General features: G+C 63.5%; 23 protein-coding genes. 9 read left to right on the forward strand and 14 right to left on the reverse strand.

The window, feature by feature from the left end:
* Window positions 1–33: 33 nt before the first annotated feature.
* The 9 genes from G4923_RS16495 to thpR form a co-directional block, all read right to left on the reverse strand.
* Window positions 34–381 (reverse strand): putative quinol monooxygenase, encoded by a 348-nt coding sequence (locus G4923_RS16495; protein WP_139434066.1) that lies wholly within the window; start codon window positions 379–381, stop codon window positions 34–36.
* A 20-nt stretch (window positions 382–401) separates the two neighbouring features.
* Window positions 402–1,256, reverse strand: a complete 855-nt coding sequence (gene panC / locus G4923_RS16500; protein ID WP_163137723.1) for a pantoate--beta-alanine ligase — start codon at window positions 1,254–1,256, stop codon at window positions 402–404.
* A 102-nt stretch (window positions 1,257–1,358) separates the two neighbouring features.
* On the reverse strand, window positions 1,359–2,153 hold the full coding sequence (gene panB, locus G4923_RS16505; RefSeq protein ID WP_042648904.1) for a 3-methyl-2-oxobutanoate hydroxymethyltransferase: 795 nt from the start codon (window positions 2,151–2,153) through the stop codon (window positions 1,359–1,361).
* Window positions 2,154–2,171: 18 nt separating this feature from the next.
* Window positions 2,172–2,669 (reverse strand): 2-amino-4-hydroxy-6-hydroxymethyldihydropteridine diphosphokinase, encoded by a 498-nt coding sequence (gene folK / locus G4923_RS16510; RefSeq protein WP_163137724.1) that lies wholly within the window; start codon window positions 2,667–2,669, stop codon window positions 2,172–2,174.
* Window positions 2,670–2,679: 10 nt separating this feature from the next.
* Window positions 2,680–4,152: a polynucleotide adenylyltransferase PcnB gene (pcnB, locus tag G4923_RS16515; RefSeq protein WP_162520155.1), complete on the reverse strand. Its 1,473-nt coding sequence runs from the start codon at window positions 4,150–4,152 to the stop codon at window positions 2,680–2,682.
* 187 nt (window positions 4,153–4,339) lie between these two features.
* Complete coding sequence (gene gluQRS, locus G4923_RS16520; protein WP_111910449.1) at window positions 4,340–5,242, reverse strand: tRNA glutamyl-Q(34) synthetase GluQRS; 903 nt, start codon at window positions 5,240–5,242, stop codon at window positions 4,340–4,342.
* Window positions 5,243–5,355: 113 nt separating this feature from the next.
* Complete coding sequence (dksA, locus tag G4923_RS16525) at window positions 5,356–5,805, reverse strand: RNA polymerase-binding protein DksA (protein ID WP_005329052.1); 450 nt, start codon at window positions 5,803–5,805, stop codon at window positions 5,356–5,358.
* A 125-nt stretch (window positions 5,806–5,930) separates the two neighbouring features.
* A complete protein-coding gene (gene sfsA / locus G4923_RS16530) occupies window positions 5,931–6,668 on the reverse strand; it encodes a DNA/RNA nuclease SfsA (protein WP_163137725.1) in 738 nt (245 codons plus the stop codon).
* A complete protein-coding gene (thpR, locus tag G4923_RS16535) occupies window positions 6,665–7,210 on the reverse strand; it encodes an RNA 2',3'-cyclic phosphodiesterase (protein ID WP_163137726.1) in 546 nt (181 codons plus the stop codon). The genes sfsA and thpR overlap by 4 nt, the downstream gene beginning before the upstream one ends.
* A gap of 223 nt (window positions 7,211–7,433) precedes the next feature.
* On the opposite strand from thpR, the gene hrpB reads away from it, so the two are divergent.
* From hrpB to gloA2, 3 genes are all read left to right on the forward strand, one after another.
* Window positions 7,434–9,881 carry an ATP-dependent helicase HrpB gene (gene hrpB, locus G4923_RS16540; protein WP_163137727.1) on the forward strand — a complete coding sequence of 816 codons (2,448 nt, stop codon included), beginning with the start codon at window positions 7,434–7,436 and terminating at the stop codon, window positions 9,879–9,881.
* 255 nt (window positions 9,882–10,136) lie between these two features.
* Window positions 10,137–12,458 (forward strand): penicillin-binding protein 1B, encoded by a 2,322-nt coding sequence (gene mrcB, locus G4923_RS16545; RefSeq protein WP_163137728.1) that lies wholly within the window; start codon window positions 10,137–10,139, stop codon window positions 12,456–12,458.
* 41 nt (window positions 12,459–12,499) lie between these two features.
* Window positions 12,500–12,910 carry an SMU1112c/YaeR family gloxylase I-like metalloprotein gene (gene gloA2 / locus G4923_RS16550; protein WP_163137729.1) on the forward strand — a complete coding sequence of 137 codons (411 nt, stop codon included), beginning with the start codon at window positions 12,500–12,502 and terminating at the stop codon, window positions 12,908–12,910.
* 79 nt (window positions 12,911–12,989) lie between these two features.
* Here gloA2 and G4923_RS16555 read toward each other — a convergent pair whose 3' ends face one another.
* Window positions 12,990–13,310, reverse strand: coding sequence for an SMR family transporter (locus G4923_RS16555; RefSeq protein ID WP_163137730.1), 321 nt, complete (start codon window positions 13,308–13,310; stop codon window positions 12,990–12,992).
* Entirely contained in the window at window positions 13,298–13,690 is a 393-nt protein-coding gene (locus G4923_RS16560) for a DMT family transporter (RefSeq protein WP_163137731.1), read from the reverse strand. The genes G4923_RS16555 and G4923_RS16560 overlap by 13 nt, the downstream gene beginning before the upstream one ends.
* A gap of 158 nt (window positions 13,691–13,848) precedes the next feature.
* Between G4923_RS16560 and G4923_RS16565 the strand changes: the two genes are divergently transcribed.
* Window positions 13,849–14,730: a LysR family transcriptional regulator gene (locus G4923_RS16565; RefSeq protein WP_139745425.1), complete on the forward strand. Its 882-nt coding sequence runs from the start codon at window positions 13,849–13,851 to the stop codon at window positions 14,728–14,730.
* A 64-nt stretch (window positions 14,731–14,794) separates the two neighbouring features.
* Here the strand turns inward: G4923_RS16565 and G4923_RS16570 are convergent, their stop codons facing one another.
* A complete protein-coding gene (locus G4923_RS16570; protein ID WP_163137732.1) occupies window positions 14,795–15,310 on the reverse strand; it encodes a DUF2937 family protein in 516 nt (171 codons plus the stop codon).
* A gap of 211 nt (window positions 15,311–15,521) precedes the next feature.
* Here G4923_RS16570 and G4923_RS16575 point away from each other — a divergent pair, with 211 nt between their 5' ends.
* The gene (locus tag G4923_RS16575; protein ID WP_139745423.1) at window positions 15,522–16,205 is read left to right on the forward strand and encodes a phosphatase PAP2 family protein; all 684 of its coding nucleotides are present in this window, start codon (window positions 15,522–15,524) and stop codon (window positions 16,203–16,205) included.
* Between the two features lie 279 nt (window positions 16,206–16,484).
* Window positions 16,485–17,390, forward strand: a complete 906-nt coding sequence (locus G4923_RS16580; protein WP_163137733.1) for a sulfite exporter TauE/SafE family protein — start codon at window positions 16,485–16,487, stop codon at window positions 17,388–17,390.
* Between the two features lie 36 nt (window positions 17,391–17,426).
* Here the strand turns inward: G4923_RS16580 and G4923_RS16585 are convergent, their stop codons facing one another.
* Both G4923_RS16585 and hemL read right to left on the reverse strand, forming a co-directional pair.
* Window positions 17,427–18,242, reverse strand: coding sequence for a hypothetical protein (locus G4923_RS16585; RefSeq protein ID WP_240455362.1), 816 nt, complete (start codon window positions 18,240–18,242; stop codon window positions 17,427–17,429).
* 210 nt (window positions 18,243–18,452) lie between these two features.
* The gene (gene hemL / locus G4923_RS16590; RefSeq protein WP_163137734.1) at window positions 18,453–19,739 is read right to left on the reverse strand and encodes a glutamate-1-semialdehyde 2,1-aminomutase; all 1,287 of its coding nucleotides are present in this window, start codon (window positions 19,737–19,739) and stop codon (window positions 18,453–18,455) included.
* A gap of 222 nt (window positions 19,740–19,961) precedes the next feature.
* Here hemL and clcA point away from each other — a divergent pair, with 222 nt between their 5' ends.
* The 3 genes from clcA (at window position 19,962) to erpA (ending at window position 22,576) form a co-directional block, all read left to right on the forward strand.
* A complete protein-coding gene (gene clcA / locus G4923_RS16595) occupies window positions 19,962–21,356 on the forward strand; it encodes a H(+)/Cl(-) exchange transporter ClcA (RefSeq protein WP_163137735.1) in 1,395 nt (464 codons plus the stop codon).
* An 87-nt stretch (window positions 21,357–21,443) separates the two neighbouring features.
* A complete protein-coding gene (locus G4923_RS16600; protein ID WP_139745420.1) occupies window positions 21,444–22,136 on the forward strand; it encodes a DUF6776 family protein in 693 nt (230 codons plus the stop codon).
* 89 nt (window positions 22,137–22,225) lie between these two features.
* Window positions 22,226–22,576, forward strand: coding sequence for an iron-sulfur cluster insertion protein ErpA (gene erpA, locus G4923_RS16605; RefSeq protein WP_025328177.1), 351 nt, complete (start codon window positions 22,226–22,228; stop codon window positions 22,574–22,576).
* Window positions 22,577–22,995: the final 419 nt, after the last annotated feature.

The following is a 22,995-nucleotide window of genomic DNA, read 5'->3' on the forward strand; positions in this document are numbered from 1 at the left end:
CCTATTTCAGGACTAGACATCTGGTGCAGAGCCTTAGAGGGCTGGCGCGTCGTAGTCCGCCGGCTCGTCGCTGTAGACGCAGACGTTCCACTTGGCCGCCAGACCCTCTTCGGCCAGACAGTAACGCTCGAAGAAGGCCTTGATCTCGGCGCGCTGGCAGTGGGCCTCGAAGCTGGCCATGTCTTGCCAAATCTCGTTGAAGACGATGGGGAAGCTCTCCCCCTCGGCGAACGGGCTGGCAATGTGGCGGGTGACTCTGTACTGCAGGCAGCCGTCTTCCCTCAGGGTGTTGGGCTCCAGCCCCTGCAAGACCTGGAACAGGGCCTGCTCCTTGCCCGGCTTGGGCAGGAACTGGGCGATGCAATAAACCTTCTTGGACATCTGTTTCTCCTTGCCGTGTCTCAACCCTGAAGGGCGACGACGCTATTGTCGATAAGGCGGGCCTTGCCCAGATAGGCAGCCATCAGGATCACCAGCCGCTTGCTGGCAGAAGTGGAGGATTCCAGGGTGTCGGCGTCGACGATGTCGATGGCGTCCGTCCTGAATCCTGCGTTGTCGAGACGCTGGCTGGCCTGGGCCACCAGGGAGGGCAGGTGGTGGTTCCCCGCTTCAATCTGCTCGGCAATCCAGTTCATGGTACGCGCGAGCTCGGGGGCCAGGGCCCGCTCGGCGGCGGTCAGGTAGCCGTTGCGCGAGGAGAGCGCCAGCCCGTCCTCGGCCCGCACAGTGGGCACGCCGACTATCTCGACCGGCATGGCCATGTCGGCCACCATCTTGCGAATGAGCGCCAGCTGCTGGTAATCCTTCTGGCCGAAGCAGGCCACGTCGGGCTGCACCAGGTTGAACAGCTTGGTGACGACAGTGCTGACACCACGGAAGTGGCCAGGGCGCAGCGCCCCTTCCAGCAGGCTGGAGAGACCCGGCACCTCGACGAAGGTCTGGCTGGCGAGCCCCTGGGGATACATCAGCTCCGGGGTCGGGGTGAACACCAGATCCACGCCGGCGGCCTGCAGGGCGGCGCAGTCCTGCTCCAGGGTGCGGGGATAGTTGGCGAGATCCTCGGCCTTGTCGAACTGCAAGGGGTTGACGAAGATGCTGACCACCACCTTGTCGCCGCGGCTGCGGGCCTCATCGACCAGGGTCAGATGGCCCTGGTGCAGATTACCCATGGTGGGCACGAATGCGATGGCGTGGCCTTCGCGGCGCCATTGGCCGATCTGTTCACGCAGAGCGGCAGGATTGTTCACAACCAACATCAACAGTTCACCTTCGGATAGGTCAAAGAAACAGGGATTGAAAGGGCCAGAGAGGGATGCGAAACGGGGGCTCAGCCCCCGTTGCGGTTCATGAGGCCTGGATCAGTTGAAGCAGTGCTCGGGACCGGGGAAGGTGCCCTCGCTGACCTGCTGCACATAGAGGCGGATGGCGGCGCGCATGTCGCCCGTCTCGGCCAGGAAGTTCTTGGTGAACTTGGGCACATAGCCGGAGGTGATGCCAAAGGCGTCGTGCATCACCAGGATCTGGCCATCGGTGGCCGGGCCCGCGCCTATGCCGATCACCGGGATGCGCAGCGCCTTGCTGATGCGCTCGGCCAGGGCGACCGGCACGCATTCGAGCACCAGCAGCTGGATGCCTGCGGCCTGCAGTTCGAGGGCCTGACGGTAGATCTCCTGGGCGTGGAACTCGTCGCGCCCCTGCACCTTGAAGCCGCCAAACACGTGGACGGATTGCGGGGTCAGCCCCAGGTGACCGCAGACAGGCACGCCGTTGCGGGTCAGGTGGCGAATGCTCTCGCACAGCCAGTCGCCCCCTTCCATCTTCACCATGCGGGCGCCGGCGGCCATCAGCCGGGCGGCGTTCTGGTAGGTCTGCTCGGGAGTGGCATAGCTCATGAACGGCATGTCGGTGACCACCAGCGCCTTGCTGGCGCCACGCACCACGCAGCGGGTGTGGTAGACCATCTCATCCATGCTGACAGCCAGGGTGTCGTCCCCTCCCTGCAGCACCATGCCGAGGGAATCACCGATGAGCAGCACCTGGGCGCCTTCGTCGTCGAACAGCTTGGCGAAGGTGGCGTCATAGGCGGTGATGGCGGTGATTTTTTGTCCGTCCTGCTTCATCTTCTGCAGGTCGGTGATGGTGATCTTGCTCATTACGTTGCTCCTACTCGTCTACTCACCCGTTGCGGCGGCAAGGATCTCGAGACCATTGCGCGGGCAGCGGGCAACCAGTTCGGTGAGCGGGGTGCCGCAGGGCAGCACCAGGGCGGGGGCGATTTCGGCAAGGGGCAGCAGGACGAACTCCCGCTCCTTCATGCCGTAGTGGGGAACGATCAGGCGTTCATGCTGGATGACTTGCTCGCCGTACAGCAGCAGATCCAGATCCAGGGTTCTTGGACCCCAACGCTCGTCCTTGCGCACACGTCCCTGTTCCCGCTCGATTTTCTGCAGTTGATCCAGCAAAGCCAGGGGGCCTAGCCGGGTATGAAGCCGCACCACGGCATTGACGTAGTCCGGCTGATCCGCAGGGCCCATGGGGCGGCTGCCGTAAAGCTGCGAGGCCTGTTGCAATTCGGATTCCGGCAGCCAGCCCAGGGCGGCGACGGCCTGTCTGGCCTGGGCGACGGGATTGCCCAGGTTGGATCCGATGGCAATGAAGACCTCGATCATCGGGTGGCCTTTATTCTGCCGCTTTCGGCTTGCGACGACGGGGGCGACGGCGGTTGCGGCTGTTGCTGCTGCGTTTCTCACCGTCTCCGCGCGGCTCGGCCGCCGGGGCACGCTCACCGCTCGCCGGGCGGCGGGTCGCTTCCCGTTGCAGTTGTGGACGCACATCCGGGTTGGAGGCCACATAGCGCTCCCACCAGCTGGCCAGCTCGCCGAGGCCGCGCTCGACCCGGTTGCGCAGCAGCAGGAAGTCAAAGGCTGCACGGAACTTCGGATGCTCCATGGCGCGCTCGGGGTGGCGACCCTGACGACGGGTCAGGCGCTGTTGCAGGGCCCAGATGTCGCGCACGTCAGTGGTGAAGCGGCGCGGCACGGCAATGATCCGCACCTGGGCATCCAGCACCTCGTTGATGGCCAGCATGAAGGCGTCGTGCCAGGGCAGGCCGCTCTCGTTTTCCAGCACCCGGGCACGGGCCTCGACGGCGCCCCACAGCAGGGTGGCATAGAGGAAGGCCGGGGTGACACGCTTGTCTTCACGGACCCGGGTATCGGTGTCCATCAACGCCAGTTCGATGAACTGCTCGTAGGGCGAGTTGCCGTTGGGCGTAAACAGGGCGGCGACCTGGGGGAACAGGGGCTGGAACAGCCCGTATTCGCGCAGCAGCTTGTAGGTGGCGAGACCGTCACCGGCCAAGAACAGTTTGAGGGTCTCCTCGAACAGACGGGCGGCCGGAATGTCCTGCAACAGCGGCGCCAGTTCCCGGATGGGGGCGGCGGTGCGCGGGCTTATGGTCATCTCCAGCTTGGCGGCGAAGCGCACGGCGCGCAGCATGCGCACAGGATCTTCCCGGTAGCGGGTCTCGGGGTCACCGATCAGCTCCAGCTTGCGCTCGGCAAGATCCTCGATGCCACCCTCGAAGTCGTGCAGGGTGAAATCCTTGGCGCTGTAGTAGAGGGCGTTGACGGTAAAGTCACGACGCTCGGCATCCTCTTCTATGGTGCCGTAGACGTTGTCGCGCAGCAGCATGCCTTCATCAGACTGGGCCGACACGTGCTTGCTGGTATTGACCTGATGGTGGTGACCACGGAAGGTAGCCACTTCGATCACGTCACGACCAAAGACGATGTGAGCCAGGCGGAAACGACGGCCGATCAGGCGGCAGTTGCTGAACAACGCCTTGATCTGCTCCGGCGTGGCATCGGTGGCGATGTCGAAATCCTTTGGCGTTCTCCCGAGCAGAATATCCCGGACGCCACCACCCACCAGGTAGGCTTCGTAGCCACCCTTGTTCAGGCGGTAGAGCACCTTGAGCGCATTCTCGCTGATCTCTTTGCGCGAGATGGGGTGCTGGTCACGGCTCAAGGTTCGGCGTTGACCGGCGACACGGGCTGGAATGGGAGACTCCATCGACTGCTCGCCGTCTTCCTTGCCGAGCACCTTGCGGCAAAAGTTTGCGATCTGGGAAAAAATGGTACACCTCTTCATGACTTCAAATTGACGGGAGGCCAAAAAATAGCGGCCTATCATAGCTCAGGCCCGACCAAATGAGAAACGCTGCGGTCTGCTTCCCCGATTCGGGCCAGGTCGTACAAGGAACGACGCTTTCACTTCCCCTGGTTCTGGCCTGCTCAAATGAGAAACGCTGCGGCCTGCTTTTGCTCCGGGGGTCTGCTTACCTGGCCCCCAGCACTATCTTCTGCTGGCGGGGGACCCGGGCCAGCTGCCAGTGGGCAATGCCCCAGGCGATGATCTCGTCGACGGTATTCTCTCTTAAGCAAGGTGGCGGACACTGGCCGAGGAAGGCGAGGGCCTGCCAAAGGGCGGGCCTGACGTCATCATGTGCCAGCGCCGGCGCATGGTTCTGCTTCGACAGCTTGTTGCCATCCGCCAGCACCGCCAGCGGCAGGTGCACCCAGGCGGGGACGTCTGCCCCCAGGGTCTGGTAGAGGGCAATCTGGCGCACAGTGGGCTCCAGCAGATCGGCGCCGCGCACTATCTCTGTGATGCCGCTGTCCATGTCATCCACCACCACCGCCAGGTTGTAGGCATAGAGGCCGTCCCGGCGGCGCACGATGAAGTCCTCCTCGGCGAGCGCCGCAGGCACAGCGATATGGCCCTGCAACTCATCCTCGAAGTGGTAGACGGGATTATGCTGGCGCAGGCGGGCGGCGCAGCCCTCTGCCGTCAGCCCAAGGGCGCGGCAGTGGCCGTTGTAGAAGCCGCCCGCCGCCATGATCTCGCGCCGGGTGCAGCGGCACCAGTAGAGATCCCCGGCCCGATAGAGCTGATCGATGATCTCGTCATAACGGCCGTGGCGCGCGCTCTGGAACATCACCTCCCCATCCCAGCCGAGGCCATGGGCCTCCAGGGTCTTGAGGATGAGCCCGCTGGCCCCGGCCATCTCCCGCGGCGGATCTATGTCCTCGATGCGCACCAGCCAGCGCCCCTGTTGCGATCTCGCCTGCAAGAAGCTGCCAAGGGCGGCGACCAGGGAGCCGAAGTGGAGCGGACCTGACGGGGAGGGGGCGAAGCGACCGACATGGGGTCGAACAGGGGAGGAGGGAGTCATGGCCATGGGAATTCGGGTAGACGATGCATTGAGGCTGCATTCTGGGATGGTCGCGGGAAAAGCTCAATAAAAAAGGGAGCCTGCGAGCTCCCTTTTTTTGTCCATGTCGATGGGCGGCATCAGCCAGCCATCTGTTTTTCCTTGATTTCAGCCAGCGTCTTGCAGTCGACACAGAGGTCGGCGGTCGGACGGGCTTCCAGACGACGAATACCGATTTCGATACCGCAATGTTCGCAGTAACCAAAGTCGTCTTCTTCGAGCAGCAGCAAGGTCTTTTCGATCTTCTTGATCAGCTTGCGTTCACGGTCGCGGGTGCGCAGTTCGAGTGCGAACTCTTCTTCCTGCGCGGCGCGATCGACCGGATCCGGGAAGTTTGCAGCCTCATCCTTCATGTGGTCGACGGTGCGGTCAACTTCCTGCATCAGTTGGTTGCGCCAGGCTCCCAGGATCTTGCGAAAATGTACCTTTTGTTGGTCATTCATGTACTCCTCACCGGCTTTTACCTGGTAAGGCTCTACACCCGCAATGGCCAGGGGGCCCAGAGATTTCCTGTTTTCGCCTGTTGGCATGCCCTGTCTCCTAATTCAGCACGCTACCCGTGCCATCCATAAATTGAGGGCGGTATCTATAGCAGAAGGGTCAACGGGAGGCAAACAAGCCTTGTCAATAATGTTACCCACTCCAGCATTTATTCTCAGCCCTCGGGTAGCAGATGGTCAGATTCAAATGGAATGAAATCTTGAGCCACCATGCCCTGCACCCCAACATGGGGGCGATAGCATAAAATTTCAACCCCTGCCGCCATCGCCTGCTCAACAAGCTGACTATAGTGCGGATCTATATGGGCTGCAGGGCGCATTCTCGCGATGCCGGAGTGCAAAACCATGAACAGCAGCACGGCTCTGTGCCCGGCCGCCTTCATGGCCATCAATTCACGCAAGTGCTTGGCGCCACGTGCGGTGACCGCATCGGGGAAGTAGCCCATGCCCGCTTGTTCCCGCTCGTCGAGCAGGGTGACGGATTTCACCTCTATGTAACAACTTGGCCTGTGATCGTCTTCCAGCAACAGGTCGATGCGGCTGTTCTCCTCCCCGTATTTCACCTCGGTTCGCAGCCTGGCATAACCCGCCAGCGGCGCCAGTGCCCCTTGCTCGATGAGCTCCCGGGCGATCTGGTTGGCCCGCGCCGTGTTGACGCAGATGAAGTGACCCGCCGGGCTCTGGGCTATCTCCCAGCTGTGGGCCAGCTTGCGCTTGGGGTTGTTCGAGGTGGAGTACCAGACCTGGGTGCCCGGATCGGCACAGCCCGTCATGGCGCCGGTATTGGCGCAGTGGATGGTGATGGTCTCACCATCGGCTAGCTGCACATCGGTGAGGAAGCGCTTGTAGCGGGCGATGAGCAGACCGGATTGCAAAGGGGGATCGAAGATCATGGGGTCAGCTCCTCGCTGTTGGTCTCTTTGATGCGGGCACGCAGGGGCCAGCAGGCGATGGGTTCATAGCTGACCCCCTGCGGGGTGCTGACGGACTGGTAGAGGCAGAAGCTGTCCGCCTGCAGCACAAGATCGGGGGCGGGCAGCGCCTCCGGGGCCTCGCCGGCCTTGCGCGACAGGGTGACATGGGGGCGGTAGCCCTGTTCCCCGTTGCCAAGCCCCAGCTTCTCGCCGTGGCGACGCAGGGCCCTGGCCAGCACGTTCAGCTCGTTTGGCCATTCACTGGGCCCCACCCAGGCGGCCCTGGCACGCTGAAACCAGCCGGTCTGATCCAGATGGACGCTGAAAGGGGGACAGCGCTGCTGTGCGGCGGCGGCGATCAGCCTGTCCCGAGTGGCCTCGTCGGCCTCACCGAGAAAGGCCAGGGTCAAATGCAGATTGCGTTCGGACACCGGCAGGCCGGGCCAGGGACGCCGTTCGCGCCAGTCGATCAGGGCGGGGGCAAGCTGGTGCAGGGGCAGGGCAAAGAAGAGTCTGGGCATGCGCAGCGTCGGTCCTCGTGGTACTCACATGAAAGAGCCATTCTATGGCAGCTCGTCTGCGGATGTCTCCTGGTCGCGTCTCGCGCCTGTCCGGGCGGGCTGAGTGCTCCCCGGGTCTGCCCCAACCGGTTGGCGCACATCCGGCACGGCTGCTGACGGTGGGCGGCTGGCTGTGGCAGAATGGGCGCCGTTTTCCTGGTCATCACAGAAGGTCTTCTCCGTTTTGTCCCAACTCCCCATAGTCTCTGTGCTGCCCGAGCTGTTTGATGCCATCGACAGCCACGCCAGCGTGATACTGCAGGCCCCCCCGGGGGCAGGCAAGTCGACCCTGCTGCCCCTGGAGCTGGTGCGCCTAAACCGGCTGCCCGGTCGCATTATCATGCTGGAGCCCAGGCGCCTCGCGGCCCGCAATATAGCGGGCTTTTTGGCGCGTCAGCTCGGGGAGACGGTGGGGGAGCGCATCGGGCTGCGGGTGCGAGGCGAGAGTCGCACCAGTGCCGCGACCCGGCTCGAGATAGTGACCGAGGGGGTGCTGACCCGGATGTTGCAACAAGACCCCGAGCTGACCGGCGTCTCCCTGGTGATCTTCGACGAATTCCACGAGCGCAGCCTGCATGCCGATACCGCCCTGGCCTTCGCCATCGAGAGCCAGCAGGGGTTGAGGGAGGATCTCAAGCTGCTCATTATGTCCGCCACCCTGGAGGGCATGGCGCTGGAGGCCCTGTTGCCAGACGCCCCTGTGATCCGCTCCGAGGGGCGCGGCTTTCCCATCGACTACCACTACCGCCCCGCCAACCGCCAGCAGTGGCTGGAGCCCCAGGTGGGCGCCGTGGTGCTGGAGGCGCTGGCGGCCCACGGGGGCAGTGCCCTGGTGTTCCTGCCGGGACAGGGGGAGATAGAGCGACTCGCCCAGTGGCTGGAGGGGCGCCTGCCGGATGACGTGCGCCTCACCCCCCTCTACGGTCGCCTCGACATGGCGGCCCAGCAGGCGGCCATAGAGCCCGCCCCGGCGGGGAGCCGCAAGCTGGTGCTCACCACCAATGTGGCGGAGACCTCCCTCACCATAGAGGGGGTATCCGTGGTCATCGACAGCGGGCTGGAGCGGCGCGCCACCTTCGATCTGAGAAGCGGCGTCACCCGGCTGGAGACCCGTCAGATTGCCAGGGCCTCCGCCACCCAGCGGGCAGGCCGTGCCGGCCGTCTCGGCCCCGGGGTCTGCTACCGGCTCTGGAGCAGCGAAGTGCAGGAGCGCCTCGCCGAGCACAGTCCGCCGGACATCCTCACCCAGGAGCTGACCGGTCTGCTGCTGGACGCCGCCCAGTGGGGCGCCAGGGTGGAGAGCCTGCCGCTGCTCGACATGCCCCCTGCGGCGGCGGTGGCGAGCGCCCGGCGCCTGCTGGTGGCCCTGGGGGCCATGAAGGCGGAGGGTGAGCAACAACTCACCCCGGCCGGCCGTACCATGGCCGCCTTCGGCACTCATCCCCGTCTGGCGCGCATGTTGTTGCGGGCCCGGGAGCTGGAGGCCGAGGGTCTGACAGGGATTGTCGCCGATGCGGCTTTCCTGGTGGCGCTGCTGGAAGAAGATCTGCGAGGATCCGAGCGCCTTTCCGTGCTCTTCCATCGTCGTCTGGGGGCCCTGCGTCAGGGGGCAGCCCGCTGGTTCGAGCGCCTTGGCGCAAGGCCTGCGACCGCCCAGGGTCAGTGGCTGGGGCTGCTGTGCGCCCTCGCCTGGCCGGATCGGATCGGCAAGCTGCGCAGTGGCAGCCGCTATCAACTCAGTGGTGGGATCGGCTGCGATCTGGTAGAAGGTCACCCATGTCAGGGACAAGGGGCCCTGATCGCCATAGAGATGGGGCAGAACGATCGCGGCAGCCGCATCTTCATCGCCGAGCCGGTGGCGCTGGACGAGCTGGTGCGCCAGCTGCCGGAGCTGGTGAGCGAACGCCAGTGGTTCGACTGGGACGAGCGGGAAGAGCGGGTCCGCGCCGAGCGCCAGCAGATGCTCGGCGAACTGGTGCTCGGCCAGCGGCCGCTGACGGATCTCTCCGACGAGCAGAAGGGGCGCTGCCTGCTGCAGGGCATCCGGCGCAAGGGGTTGCATGTGCTGCCCTGGGATGATGCCAGCGAGGGGCTGCTGGCCCGATTGCGCTGCGCCCGCGACTGGCTGCCGGACGAGGGCTGGCCCGCCATGGACGACGAGAGTCTGCTGGCCCGGCTGGAGGAGTGGCTCTTGCCTGCCCTGAGCGGCATGACCCGGCTGGAGCAATTGAAGAAGCTCAACCTCTCCGATCTGCTGCGCCAGTCCCTGCCCTGGCCCTTGCCAAAACGGCTGGACGAGGCGCTGCCAAGCCACTTCAGCGCGCCGACCGGCAGCCGGGTGCGGATCCGCTATCAGCCGGGGCAGGCCCCGGTGATCCCGGTGCGCATTCAGGAGATGTTCGGGCAGGGCACGACCCCCTGCGTGGCCGATGGCCGGATGCCCCTGGTGGTGGAGCTGCTCTCTCCGGCCCAGCGACCGCTGCAGATCACCGCCGATCTCGCCGCCTTCTGGGCGGGATCCTACGAGCAGGTGAAGAAAGAGATGAAGGGGCGTTACCCCCGCCACTACTGGCCGGACAACCCCCTGGAGGCCATGCCGACGAAGGTCACCAAGAAGAAGATGGGGATCTAGGTTGGTGCTGAGCCTAGCTAAGCCCAACTCCAGCAGACGGCCCTCGCCCTCTCCCAGAGGGAGAGGGAACCGATCGAGCTTGGTGTTTGCTCCCTTCTCCCCTTGTGGGATAAGGGTTGGGATGAGGGAGTGGGCATCCATTTGTCTGACGAATGTCTGGCGAAATGAAACCCAGGATCCAGATTCGATTGGTTAAGCCCGATCGGACGTTCGCGAATGCGACATAACAAGTAGAAAGGAAAGCAAAGAGGATTTATGGCAACCCAACGACGCAAGAGCCCTCCCAAGAAGGCAGCTCCCAAACGCACCATCTGGCGCAAGCTGTTCTGGCTTGGCTTCAAGCTCTCCCTGGTGGTGGCGGCCTTCATGGTGGTGTTCGGCATCTACCTCGATACCAAGGTGCGCGAGCGCTTCGATGGCGAGAAGTGGCAGTTGCCCGTGATGGTCTACAGCCGCCCGCTGGAGCTCTACCCCAGCCAGCGCCTCTCCCAGACCCAGATGCTGCGCGAGCTCAACATGCTGAGCTACAAGCAGGTGCGTCAGCCCCACACCCCGGGGGAGTATGCGGTCAACGGCAATCGCATCGAGCTGGTACGCCGTCCGTTCGAGTTCCATGACGGCGCCGACGGCGCCCGTGGCCTGCGTCTCACCTTCAACGGTGCGCGGCTGGAGGGGATCCAGTCTCTGGAGAACCAGCGTCAGCTAGGTTATGCCCAGATGGACCCTGTGCTGCTTGACCGCCTCAACACCGAGGACAGGGAGGATCGCCTGCTGGTACGCATCGCCGAGGTGCCGGACAGCCTGCTGGTGACCCTGCTGACCACCGAAGATCGCGACTTCTATCAGCACGGCGGCGTCTCGCCGGTGGCCATCATGCGTGCCATGGTGGCCAATGTGCTGGCGGGGCGCACAGTGCAGGGGGGGAGCACCCTCACCCAGCAGCTCGCCAAGAACTTCTTCCTGACCCGGGAGCGCAGCCTGTGGCGCAAGGCACAGGAAGCCTATATGGCAGTGCTCATCGACTACCGCTACAGCAAGGACGAGATCCTGGAGGCCTACCTCAACGAGGTCTACCTGGGGCAGAACTTCTCGCAAGGGGTCTATGGCTTCGGGCTCGCCTCCTACTTCTACTTCGGCATCCCGGTCAACGAGCTGGACATCGATCAGGTGGCCCTGCTGGTGGGCATGGTGAAGGGGCCCTCCTATTACGATCCCTGGCGCTTCCCCGAGCGGGCCAAGGCGCGCCGGGATCTGGTGCTGAAACTGCTGATGGAGCACGGCAGCCTGACCCAGGCCGAGTATGAGCTGGCCAGTAAGCAGCCCCTTGGCATCATCACCCGGGGCCAGATGAGCTATGGCCGCACCCCGGCCTTCATGGGGCTGCTCAAGCGGGAGATCCAGAACCGCTTCGGCCCGGATCTGCTCAAGCAGTCCGGCCTCAAGATCTTCACCAGCCTGGATCCCATCGCCCAGCACGCCGCCGAGCAGGCGGTCGAGACCGGCCTCGCCACCATCGAGAAGCAGCGCGGCAAGAAGAAGCTGGAGGCGGCCATGGTGGTCTCCGACTGGCACAAGGGCGAGGTGGTCGCCATGGTGGGGGGGCGGGATCCCCGTTACGCCGGCTTCAACCGTGCGCTGGATGCCCGTCGTCAGATAGGCTCCCTGGTGAAACCGGCTGTCTATCTCACCGGTCTCTCCAACGGCCTGACCCTGGGCACACCGCTCAAGGATCAGCCGATCCGTATCCGCGGCCAGGATGGCCAGATCTGGACGCCGCAGAACTACGATCGCAAGTTCCGCCAGAGCGTGCCGCTGATGGAGGCGCTCGCCAGCTCCCTCAACGTGCCGACCGTCAACCTGGGTCTGCAGGTGGGGCTCGACAAGGTGGTGGACACCCTGCACAAGCTGGGGGTCCAGCAGGAGATCCAGCCTTATCCTTCCCTGGTGCTGGGGGCGGTGGCGCTCTCGCCCATGGAGGTGAACCAGATGTACCTGCCCATCGCCAACCAGGGGCTGACCCAGCCGCTGTCGGCCATTCGCGCCGTGGTAAACAGCGATGGCAGCCAGCTCTATCAGCATGACGAGACCGCCAAGCGGGTGACGGATCCCCAGGCCAGCTGGCTGACCCTGTTCGCCATGACCAAGACGGTGAGCCAGGGCACGGCCCGGGCGCTCGGCGCCAAGTTCCCCGGCGCCACCATGGCCGCCAAGACAGGGACCACCAACGAGCTGCGGGACTCCTGGTTTGCCGGTATGGACAACAACGAGCTGGTGAGCGTCTGGGTCGGTCGGGATGACAACCAGCCCGCCGGGCTGACCGGGGCCAGCGGTGCCTTGCAGCTGTTCAGCGGTTACATGAGCCAGCGTGGCGTCAACAGCCTGGGGCTGAAGATGCCGGAAGGGGTGAGCTGGGCCAGCTTCTCCCGCGCGAGCGGCGCCCGTGTCGCCAGCGACTGTCCCGGCAGCCTGCAGGTGCCGGCCAAGCTGGCTGGGCTGGGGGAGCCCATGAGCTGCGCCAGCCCTGTCTCCAACCCGGTCAACGCGCTGGATCAGTGGTTCGGCGGCTTCTTCAACTAACGAGAACGGGCAGCCTGGCTGCCCGTTTTACAAGGATTGCCATGACACTTCCCCTGCTCGGCGGCATTCACCACGTGGCCATCATCGCCAGCGACTATGAGCGCTCGCGCCACTTCTACCACCAGGTGCTGGGGCTGCCCATCATCAACGAGACCCTGCGGGAGGCCCGCCACTCCTGGAAGCTGGATCTGGCGCTGCCGGATGGCAGCCAGCTGGAGCTGTTCAGCTTTCCGGCCCCGCCGCCGCGCCCTTCCAGGCCGGAGGCGTGCGGCCTGCGGCACCTGGCGTTTCGGGTGACTGCGCTCGATCCCGTCATCGCCCATCTGGAGCACCAGGGAGTGGCCGTGGAGCCGGTGCGGGTGGACGAGCTGACCGGCAGTCGCTTCACCTTCTTCGCCGATCCCGACGGCCTGCCGCTGGAGCTCTACGAGGTCGATGCCGGGCCGGCATGAGCGGGCTTTGCGGCAACATGAGTGCGTAAAAAGCCGCCCGGCGAACACCGGGCGGCTTTTTCATGGGGTCAGGTGTTCATCACGCCGTGGTCAGCAGGGCCACGGCGACGGCCATGATCAGGATGCCGACCCAGCCGACGGGCTTGAGACGCTCGCCAAACAGCAGCAGGCCGCCGAGGGCGGTGCCCAGGATGCCGATGGCACCCCAGGTGGCATAGGCCACGGCGAGATCTATGCTGCCAGTGCTCACCGCTTCCGAGAGCAGGGTAAAGGCACAGAGCACCAGCAGTATGCCGAGCAGGCCCCAGCCCTTGTGACGAAAACCGAGGGAGCGGTTGATGGCCATGTTGGCCCCCACATCCAGCAGGGCGGCGCCCAGGACGATGATCAACGGGTGCATGGGAGCTCCTTGGCAGGGGTGGCGTCAACCGGCTCGGCATGGGTTTCCCCCAGGGTCACCATAACAATGCCCACTATTGCCAGCGCCAGCCCGACCCACTCCTGCACACTCAGCTCATGGCCAAGGAACAGCACTGAGACGGCGGTGATCAGGGCGATTCCCAGCCCTTCCCAGAGTGCGAACGCAATACCAATGGAGATTGTTTTGGCGGCCTTGGCCAGCAGCAGGTAGGAGAGGGCGATGAGGAGCCACATCGGCAGATAGTTGAGCCAGCCGGCCTCACTCTCCGGGATCAGGGCCATGGTAGAGGTGCCTGCCACCTCGGTCAGGATGGCGCCCGTCAGGAAGAGGCGGGCCAAAAGCAGGGGACTGAATAACATGGGGTTTCCTTCTGTTGCTACGACGAGGGAGAGGATAGCCGCAGCTGGGCAAGATCCGGGTATCGCTGAGCGTCGATAATTCTGGCGCTGACGGTTTGCCTTGGGGGAGGGGCGCGGCGTAAGGTGAGGATGGAACAAGCTGCCACAAGAGCGCGATCATGAAGCTTTATCAGATACAACTCTTTGTAGAATCAGCAGACAGTGGTTCGATTGCCAATGCCGCCAGACGCCTTGGCAAGAGCCGAAGTGCCGTCAGCACGGCGATCGCCGCCCTGGAAGTGGAGCTTGGCGTCGACCTTTTTGAACGAGGGGCCAACCAGAGTCGATTGACCGAGATAGGGGAGCAGGTGCTGGACGACTGCCGGCGGCTGCTGCAGGCGGCCAACAGCCTCAAGCTCAAGTGCGAGCACCACGCCTCGGGCGCCGAGGTGGCGCTCAGGGTGGCGCGGGATGACGCCATCCCCGAGCCGGTCTGGCGCGAGATGCTGGGGGCGTTGCGCCACCAGTTTCCCGGCACCAGCATCTCCCTGGTGCTGGCCTCGCCCCCCGAGCTGCCTTCCCTGGTGGAGGAGGGGTTCGTGGATGCCGCCTTCGGCCTCATCACCGAAGATCAGGAGCGCAGCGGCCTCAACATAGAGGTGCTCAACCCCATCCGCACCCTGATGGTGGTGGCGCCAAGCCACCCGCTGGCGGGGTTGAAGCGGGTGCTGCAGCAGGATCTCACCGATCAGACCCAGGTCACCCTCTCCTATGTGGACGAGTTCTCGGTCAAGAGCCTGCTCCCCATCGGCGGCCAGCACATAGGGTTGTCGAGCTTCGAGTTGATGCGGGATGCTGTGCTGGACGGCCTCGGCTGGGCTGTGTTGCCCTCACCGCTGATCCAGAGCCAGCTGCGCCAGGGGGAGCTGCTGACCCTGAAGCACAAGTTCAGCCTGCAGTGGCGCGATTACGGAGTCTATCTGTCGGAGAACGCCCATCACGGCAAGGTGCTGGCCTGGCTGAAGAAGGCCATCGAGGCCTATCTCGAACCCTTCGAGTAGCCCCTTTCAGGGAGGAGAACGACAACAGGGGCCGCTGGCCCCTGTTGCTTGAGACGGCTGGAGATCAGCGCAGGGCGTGACGGGGGGCGGGCTGGCGCTGGCGAAAGGGCAGCAGGAGCAGGCTGAGCAGCAGATCCCCCAGCAGGGAGGCGAGCAGTCCCACCGCCACACCACAGAAGATGGCGGCCTGCTTGAGGGGCACCACATAGCCGTAGTTGCGCAGGGTGTCCTGCCAGAGCATGGGGTCCGCCTGCGACAGCAGGTGGGAGAGCTGCAGGTACCAGGGCCTATCCTGGAAGGCGCGCTCCTGCTGCAGGTGGCGCTGCTGGCTCACCAGCTGCTGCAGACTGGTGGCATCCTGGGTGAAGACGGGATCCTGGCTGGCGCCGTAATGAGCGACCAGGGAGTCGAGATCGCCGCCAAAGTGCTGATCCGCGGTGCGCTGGAAGGGTGCCAGGCTGAGGCTGGCCTGCTGCAGGCGCGCATCCAGCCGCTGGTAGTAGAGATCGACGATCCCCGGTATCTGCACGCCCGCCAGCAAACCGAGGGCAAACAACATCATGCGAAGGTAGCTGCGCATAGCCATCATCCTGAATGAAAAGAGCCTCATACTAGCCGCAAGCCCCCGGCGCGCCAAGGTGGCGCTGGCTGCTCCCGCATCCGGGGGGTGGCAGGGCGGGTGCAAACAAGATTCAATAGGATATTGTTTGTTACATGAATTCTTACATTTTTGTGATTCAAGTCACCGGGAGGCTGACCTAGAATCACCGCTTTTTGAAGGAAGACTCGGCATGAGCAAGTTCATACCTCTCTATCTGATCGGGGGCCTGATTGCCCTCAGTTGGGCTGCCCTGCCGGGTCATGGCCCCTGGGATCACTGGGATCTCGCCACCTTCCAGCTGGTCAATGGCTGGCTGGGCCAATCCGTCCGCTGGGCCGATCTGGTGGCCATCACCAACAATCGCCTGTTCGATCTGGTCGCCCTGGGCTGCATGGGACTGATCCTGGCCACCTGCTTCTTCCGGGCTCAGGGTGAGGCGCGCCGTCGCCTGGTGGCCATGGGGATCGTCATGTTGCTGGGTGCCCTGGTGATCAATCAGCTCGGCCACCTGTTGCCGGTCAGCCGTCCCAGCCCGACCCTGACGGTGGACGGGGCGCTGCGGCTGAGCGAGCTCAGCGCCATCCCGACCAAGGACTCTGCCGGCGACAGCTTCCCCGGGGATCATGCGCTGTTCCTGATGATCTTCGCCGGTTTTGCCCTGCGTTACCTGCCGCGCCGGGTCGCCGTGATCGCCGTGCTGATGGTGCCCCTGTTCTCGGCCCCTCGCATCCTCGCCGGTGCCCACTGGCTGACGGACGTCTATGTCGGCGCCCTCTGCCTCGCCCTCATCTGCCTGCCGCCCTTGCTGCTGACCCCATTGTCGGATCGGCTGATCGACCGCCTGGCTCCCAGGCTGCCGCGCTGGATCTCCTGAGGCCGTTGCGGCCTAGGTGACGAAAGGCAATAAAAAGAAGGCGGGTGACCGCCTTCTTTTGCTTATGCCCATCGGTGCTGTGGTCGTCGCGAAATGACCAGGACTACGCCCGATGAGTGCGGGCTTGCGCCCTCAACGACAAGTATTGGCAGAGTCATTCGAGCTTTACCATCAGAAACTGACGGGGCCAAACGTTTGCATCCGATGAAAGCGTGATCCAGACCAGGATTTTTTCTGTGGGCTGCCTTAGAATCGCCGCCCGTTGCTGGAGGTCCCCCTATGCTTGTCACTTTTCTGCGCCTGTTGTTTATCGGTTGCGCCCTGGTCTTTATCTTCATGCTGGTCCACGCCTGGTGGCACAAGCGGCGCCGGGGCGAGCTGGAGTCCACCCCCTTCTGGCCGGTGGCGGGCATCGGCTTCGTCGCCAACTTTCTCGACACCCTTGGGGTCGGCAGCTTCGCGGTCAAGACCGCCTGCTACAAGCAGTTCAAGCTGATTGACGATCGCCTGCTGCCGGGCACCCTCAACGGTCAGTGCGTGCTGCCGACGGTCACCCAGTCGCTGATCTTCATCGGCGTGGTCAAGGTGGATCCGCTCACTCTCATCAGCATGATGGCCGCCGCCGCCGCGGGCGCCGCCTGGGGGGCCCGTCATGTGGCCTCGTTCGATCGCCAGACCATCAGGCTGGTGATGGCGGTCTCCCTGCTGGTGGTGGCCGGGCTCATCTTTGCCGGGCTGCTGGGGCTCTTCCCCCTGGGCGGCGAGGCCATGGGGCTCAGTGGCTACAAGCTGGGGATAGCCCTGCTCGGCAACTTCCTGTTCGGGGTACTGATGAATGTGGGCATAGGGCTGTTCGCCCCCTGCATGACCCTGGTCTATCTGCTGGGGATGAACCCGCTGGCGGCCTTCCCCATCATGATGGGGTCCACCGCCGTGCTCAGCGTCTTCTCGGCGGGCACCTTCATCCGCAAGGGGGCCTTCGATGCCAGGGCCGTGCTGGCGGTAGCTCTCTTCGGCCCCATCGGCGTGGTGCTGGCGGCCATGCTGGTACAGTCCATGGACATGGAGATGCTCAAATGGCTGGTGGCCTTCATCGTCATCTACACCTCCTGGACCATGTATGCCTCCTGGCAGGCTACGCGCCGTCAGCCCGAGTCTCGGCTGGCCGGTGCCGCCAGCTCGTGATGCCATAAATGAGGAGATTCGGAGTCTGGCGAAGGCTTATCCGGCCCGCCTGATCCGGCCATGCCGCCTGGTGAGCGGCGCTTGCTGCGGGGCCGCCGCTGGCCGCTGGCTGGAGGCGACCAGGGCGGCCTCGGCCTTGGCTCCGAGGAAGACATAGAGTCCCAGCGCCAGCAGCAATCCCACGGCGCAGCCCATCACCCCCACCGCAGGCCAGAGTAGTTCGTTCTGGCCGAGGGATCCCTTGAACAGCAGCAAGAGCCCCTCGATGGAGACAGCGATCAGGATGGCGGCGATGAAGCGGGTGATGGTGCGGCGAATGGCGCTGTGGCGGAAGATGTCCTTATGCAACAGCACCTCCTCCTCCAGTATGGTCTTGCCCAGATCGAACACCGCCAGCGCCAGGGTCAGGAAGATGATGGCGCTGAAGGCGCCGAGCCGGTTCTGCTGGGTACCGCACAGCAGCAGATAGAGCTGCTCTAGGCCATGCCAGATCAGGGTTCCCACGATGAGAAACAGCGCCAGGCTCAGGATCACGTAGACTGCCCTGAACCAGGGGATGGCGCGGCGCCGCTCCCTGTCCCCCATCAGCCAGGCGATCAGCTGGTGCAGATTGATCTCAAGCTCGCGGCCATGGCCCTGCACCTTCAGTCGCAGCTGCCCCTGCGGGGCCGGAATGGGGGGCAGGATCCCCGCTCTTGCCTGGCTCAGGTCCAGGCTCTGCACGCTCAGCACGAAGGGATAGCCTTTGAGGGCCTCCTGGGGGAGGGTAAGCAGCCCCAGCAACAGGGGGGTCAACTCGGTTTCGTACTCCTGATAACGCCGCAGCACATCGATGGGGCTCATCTCTGCCATATGGACCTCGGTCAAGTGGGCTCCTGAATAAAGCAGTGCAAATAGTGGGCCCGCTTTATGACAGCCAATGTGGTGGTGGATGCACCAGCAAGTGGCAAACACCGGCGAGAAGAGAGAAGGGTCTGCACCAGAAGGAGGCTCTGGCAGGGCGAGACGACAGAGGTAACAAAAAAGGGCCCTTCATGGGCCCTTGGTTCATTCCGGCAGGGCTCAGCCCGCCAGTTTGGCGAAGCTGCGCTCGGCGGCGGCCAGGGTGTGTTCAATCTCCTTGTCGCCGTGGGCCAATGACAGGAAGCCCGCCTCGTAGGCGCTCGGCGCCAGATAGACACCCTCTTCCAGCATCAGATGGTAGAAGCGCTTGAAGCGTTCCATGTCGCAGCGGGTCACCTGCTCATAGCGGGTGATCTCTGTCTCTTCGGTGAAGAAGAAGCCGAACATGCCGCCCACATAGGTGATGGCGAGCGGGATGCCGTGTTTGGCAGCGGCGGCTTTCAGCCCTTCCGCCACCCGGGCCGTCTTGGCGCTCAGCTGCTCATAGAGACCCGGCTCCAGCAGCAGGTCCAGCATGGCCAGACCCGCAGCCATGGCAACAGGGTTGCCGGAGAGGGTGCCCGCCTGATAGACGGGGCCGGTCGGGGCTATGTATTGCATCACCTTCTTCTTGCCGCCGAAGGCGCCCACCGGCATACCGGCACCGATGATCTTGCCGAGGGTGGTGAGGTCGGGATCTATGTTGTAGTAACCCTGGGCGCCGCGCAGGGAGACCCGGAAGCCGGTCATCACTTCGTCCAGGATCAGCAGGGCGCCAAACTCGTCACAGATGGCGCGCAGCCCTTCCAGGAAGCCGGGCACCGGCGGGATGCAGTTCATGTTGCCCGCCACCGGCTCGACTATGATGCAGGCGATCTCGCTGCCGTACTGGGTGAAGGCTTCGCGCACCGAGTCCAGATCGTTGAACACACAGGTGAGAGTGTGTTTGGCAAAATCGGCCGGTACGCCCGGGCTGTTGGGCTGGCCCAGGGTCAGGGCGCCGGAACCTGCCTTCACCAGCAGGGAGTCGGCGTGGCCGTGGTAGCAACCTTCGAATTTGACGATCTTGTCCCGGCCGGTGTAGCCACGGGCGAGGCGGATGGCGCTCATGGTGGCTTCGGTGCCGGAGTTGACCATACGCACCTGCTCCATGGAAGGCACTATCTGGCGTACCTTCTCGGCCATCAGCACTTCGATCTCGGTGGGGGCGCCGTAGCTCAGCCCCTTCTCAACGGCCTTGATGACGGCGGCCTTGATGGCCGGATGGTTGTGACCCAGCAGCATGGGGCCCCAGGAGCCGATGTAGTCTACATAGGCCTGACCATCCACGTCATAGAGGTAGGCGCCATCGGCGTGATCGATGAAGCGGGGTGTGCCGCCGACCCCATTGAAGGCGCGGACCGGTGAGTTGACGCCGCCCGGAATGGTCTGGCGGGCCTGTTCAAACAGCTGATCTGATTTTGACATGGATCATCCTTAATGGGATTTTGGTCGTCACCCGGGCGCAGGCGGTCGATTGCGGCTCGGCAGGCTGCGGTGGGAGGAGTATGCTTTGCGCTCTCGCCACCCGGACTCCCGGTCTGCACCCGTGATAAATGAAACGGGCCGACTATAGCAGAAAGGCCCTGTGCTGGGCAGCCGAGCCGAGGCCGGGTGTTTCCGACCCTCGTTAGATGAGCGTGAATACCCATGGTGCAACAAGCTATCCCCCCTCGCGAGGCGACCACACAAGGTCGCCCTCCTGCCCTGCAGCGCCTGATCCAGCGGGACAAGATGCCGCTGCTGGTGCTCTTGCTGGCCGCCCTGGTCGGTGTTTTGGCCGGACTGGTCTGCGGGTTGTTTGAATCCGGTGTGCACTGGCTGGCCCAGCAGCGGGTCCTGCTGCTGGCCGATCGCCCCTGGTGGCAACTCGGTCTGCTGGGCTTTGGTTTCAGCGCCCTGCTGGGGTTTGTCGGCTACTTCCTCACTCATACCTTCGCCCCGGAAGCGGGCGGCTCCGGCATTCCCGAGATAGAAGGGGCTATGGATGAGTTGCGTCCGGTGCGCTGGTGGCGGGTCTTGCCGGTCAAGTTCTTCGGCGGCATCTGTACCCTGAGCTCCGGCATGGTACTGGGACGGGAGGGGCCCTCGGTGCAGATCGGCGGCAACCTCGGCAAGATGGTGGCGGATATCTTCCGGCTTCCCAAGGAGCATGGTCATGCCCTGTTGGCGGCGGGGGCGGCGGGAGGCCTGGCCGCCGCCTTCAATGCGCCGCTGGCGGGGATACTCTTCGTGATGGAGGAGATGCGGCCGCAGTTTCGTTACTCCTTCCTCGCCATCAAGGCGGTGGGGATCTCGGCCGTCATGGCGACCCTGATGCTGCAGAACATGAAGGGGCAGGCGCCAGTCATCAGTCTGCCCCACTACGATGCCCCGGCCCTGAAGGCGCTCTGGCTCTTCCTCTTCATGGGGGGCTGTTTCGGGGTGCTGGGCTTCGTGTTCAACAAGCTGGTGCTCGCCTGTCAGGATGGCTATCTGGCCCTGCACCAGAACAAACGCCATCGCTTCGTCGCCATCGGCATGCTGGTGGCAGGCACCTTCGGCGTGCTCTCGCTGTTTGCCCCCTCGGTGACCGGTGGGGGAACCGAGCTGATCCCTCACCTGGTGGGGGGCGACTATGCGATGGCGACCCTCTTCCTCATCTTCTCGGTGCGACTGATTGCTACCCTGGTCTGTTTTTGTTCGGGTGCCCCCGGTGGCGTCTTTGCCCCTACTCTGGCACTCGGTACCCTGTTCGGGGTGATCTTCGGCCACCTGTTCCATGCGGCCTTTCCGGATCTGGGCATAGAGCCGGGCGCCTTCGCCATCGCCGGCATGGGGGCGCTCTTTGCCGCCACTGTGCGGGCTCCCATCACCGGCATAGTGCTGGTGACCGAGATGACGGACAACTATCAGCTGATCCTGCCCATGATGATCACCACCATAGGGGCCACCCTGGTGGCGCAATGGTTGGGAGGGCGCCCCATCTATTCCCAGATCCTGGAGCGAACTTTACGGCTCGCCGCGCGTCAAAAGCGGGGAGACGGCAGCGTGGCTGCCAGTTAACTCCTTGTTTATCCATATCAATCCGGCAAGGTCGCGTATAGTGAAGGGAAACAGGCCGTGGTATGGCGTGCTAATAGAAGAGGCCCTATGTCCCAAATCGTGAAGGTATTGGTGGTGCTGGCGGTGGGGGCCTGCATCGGCTATTTCATCGGGAATCGGCAAGAGCTGGCCCAGAGCAGTCTGCTGACGGTGCAGCAAGAGACTCTGGAACGACAGAGCAAGGCCATAGGTCAGCTCAAGACGGACCTGGGGGTCAAGGATACCTTGCTGGCGACCCAGAAGGCGGCCTTCGAACAGTTGCAGAAGACCCTCAAGGATCAGGAAGCCCAGGTGCAGGAGCAGAAGCGCCAGCTGGCCTTCTTCGAGCGGATCATGCGCCCAACCGGTGATCAGGTGGGGGTGACCATCGACAACCTGACCCTGCAGGAAACCAGCGTGCCGGGTCGCTATCACTATCGTCTGGCCTTGACCCAGCCCGCCAAGAAGCGGGAGCTGTTCCGGGGCCAGGTACAGATCAGGGTCGAAGGCAGTCTGGCAGACAAGCCCAAGATCCTCAGCGGGCGTGAGCTTGGCATGAAGGTCGGGGAGGGGCGCTATGCGCTGCGCTACTTCCAGCTGTTGGAAGGCAACTGGCAACTGCCGACAGGCTTTGTGCCGGATCGGGTGAGGATCATCATCGCCAAGGAGGGGCGCCAGCCAGCCCAGGAGTTGGTGGCAGAGTGGAGCGAGGTACTCAAGCCTCTGGTGACTCAACCAGCCCCCTTGCCCGTGGTGCAGTAAGCGAGTGGTGAATACTTGAACTAAATGGTCGGGTATTAGATAATTTCGCGGTTTCCATGTTTGTGGATCTAATGGTTGTGAGGTCAGTAATGAGTGCAGTAGCAGAAGCCCCGTTGCCAATCCAGATGACGGATGCGGCGGCGAACAAGGTAAAGACCTTGATTACCGAAGAAGAAAATCCCGAGCTCAAGTTGCGGGTCTACATCACTGGGGGGGGCTGCTCCGGTTTCCAGTACGGTTTCACCTTTGACGAAAAGATCAACGACGGGGATACCGTGGTCGAGAAGAGTGGCGTGACCATGGTGATCGATCCTATGAGCCTGCAGTATCTGGTTGGGGGTAGCGTGGACTACACCGAAGGTCTGGAAGGCTCCCGCTTTACCGTGACCAACCCCAACGCCTCGACCACCTGTGGCTGTGGCTCCAGCTTCTCCATCTGATTGGTCAGTGGTACACATTTGAAAGGGTCCGGCAGGACCCTTTTCTATTTGTGCATCTCCCTCTTATATATGAACCCTCTCTATATAGAGTCGGCTGCCTGGCCTGATCGGCCCGGTTGCAGTCGGAAGTGACCTCTTATGAGCCCCTTGATGATGGCATTTTGCACGATCTGGTTGCAGATTAAACACTTTAACGTTTTTCTCAAAAAAACACATAGTTTTTGCTTGTCAGAAAGAATCAAGTCCCTATAATGCGCCTCCATCAGCACGGCGCAGTGCGCGTCTGGTCTGGCTTGCAAAGCAAACCAGTGAGGGTTATAGTTTCAGACCCTGCTCTTTAACAATTTGAATCAAGCAATCTGTGTGGGCACTCACAGCATCGAACATCAAAAACAATTTTTGATTTTCAATGTCTGGTG

The sequence above is a fragment of the Aeromonas rivipollensis genome, assembly GCF_010974825.1.
In the GTDB taxonomy this organism is placed as follows: domain Bacteria; phylum Pseudomonadota; class Gammaproteobacteria; order Enterobacterales; family Aeromonadaceae; genus Aeromonas; species Aeromonas rivipollensis.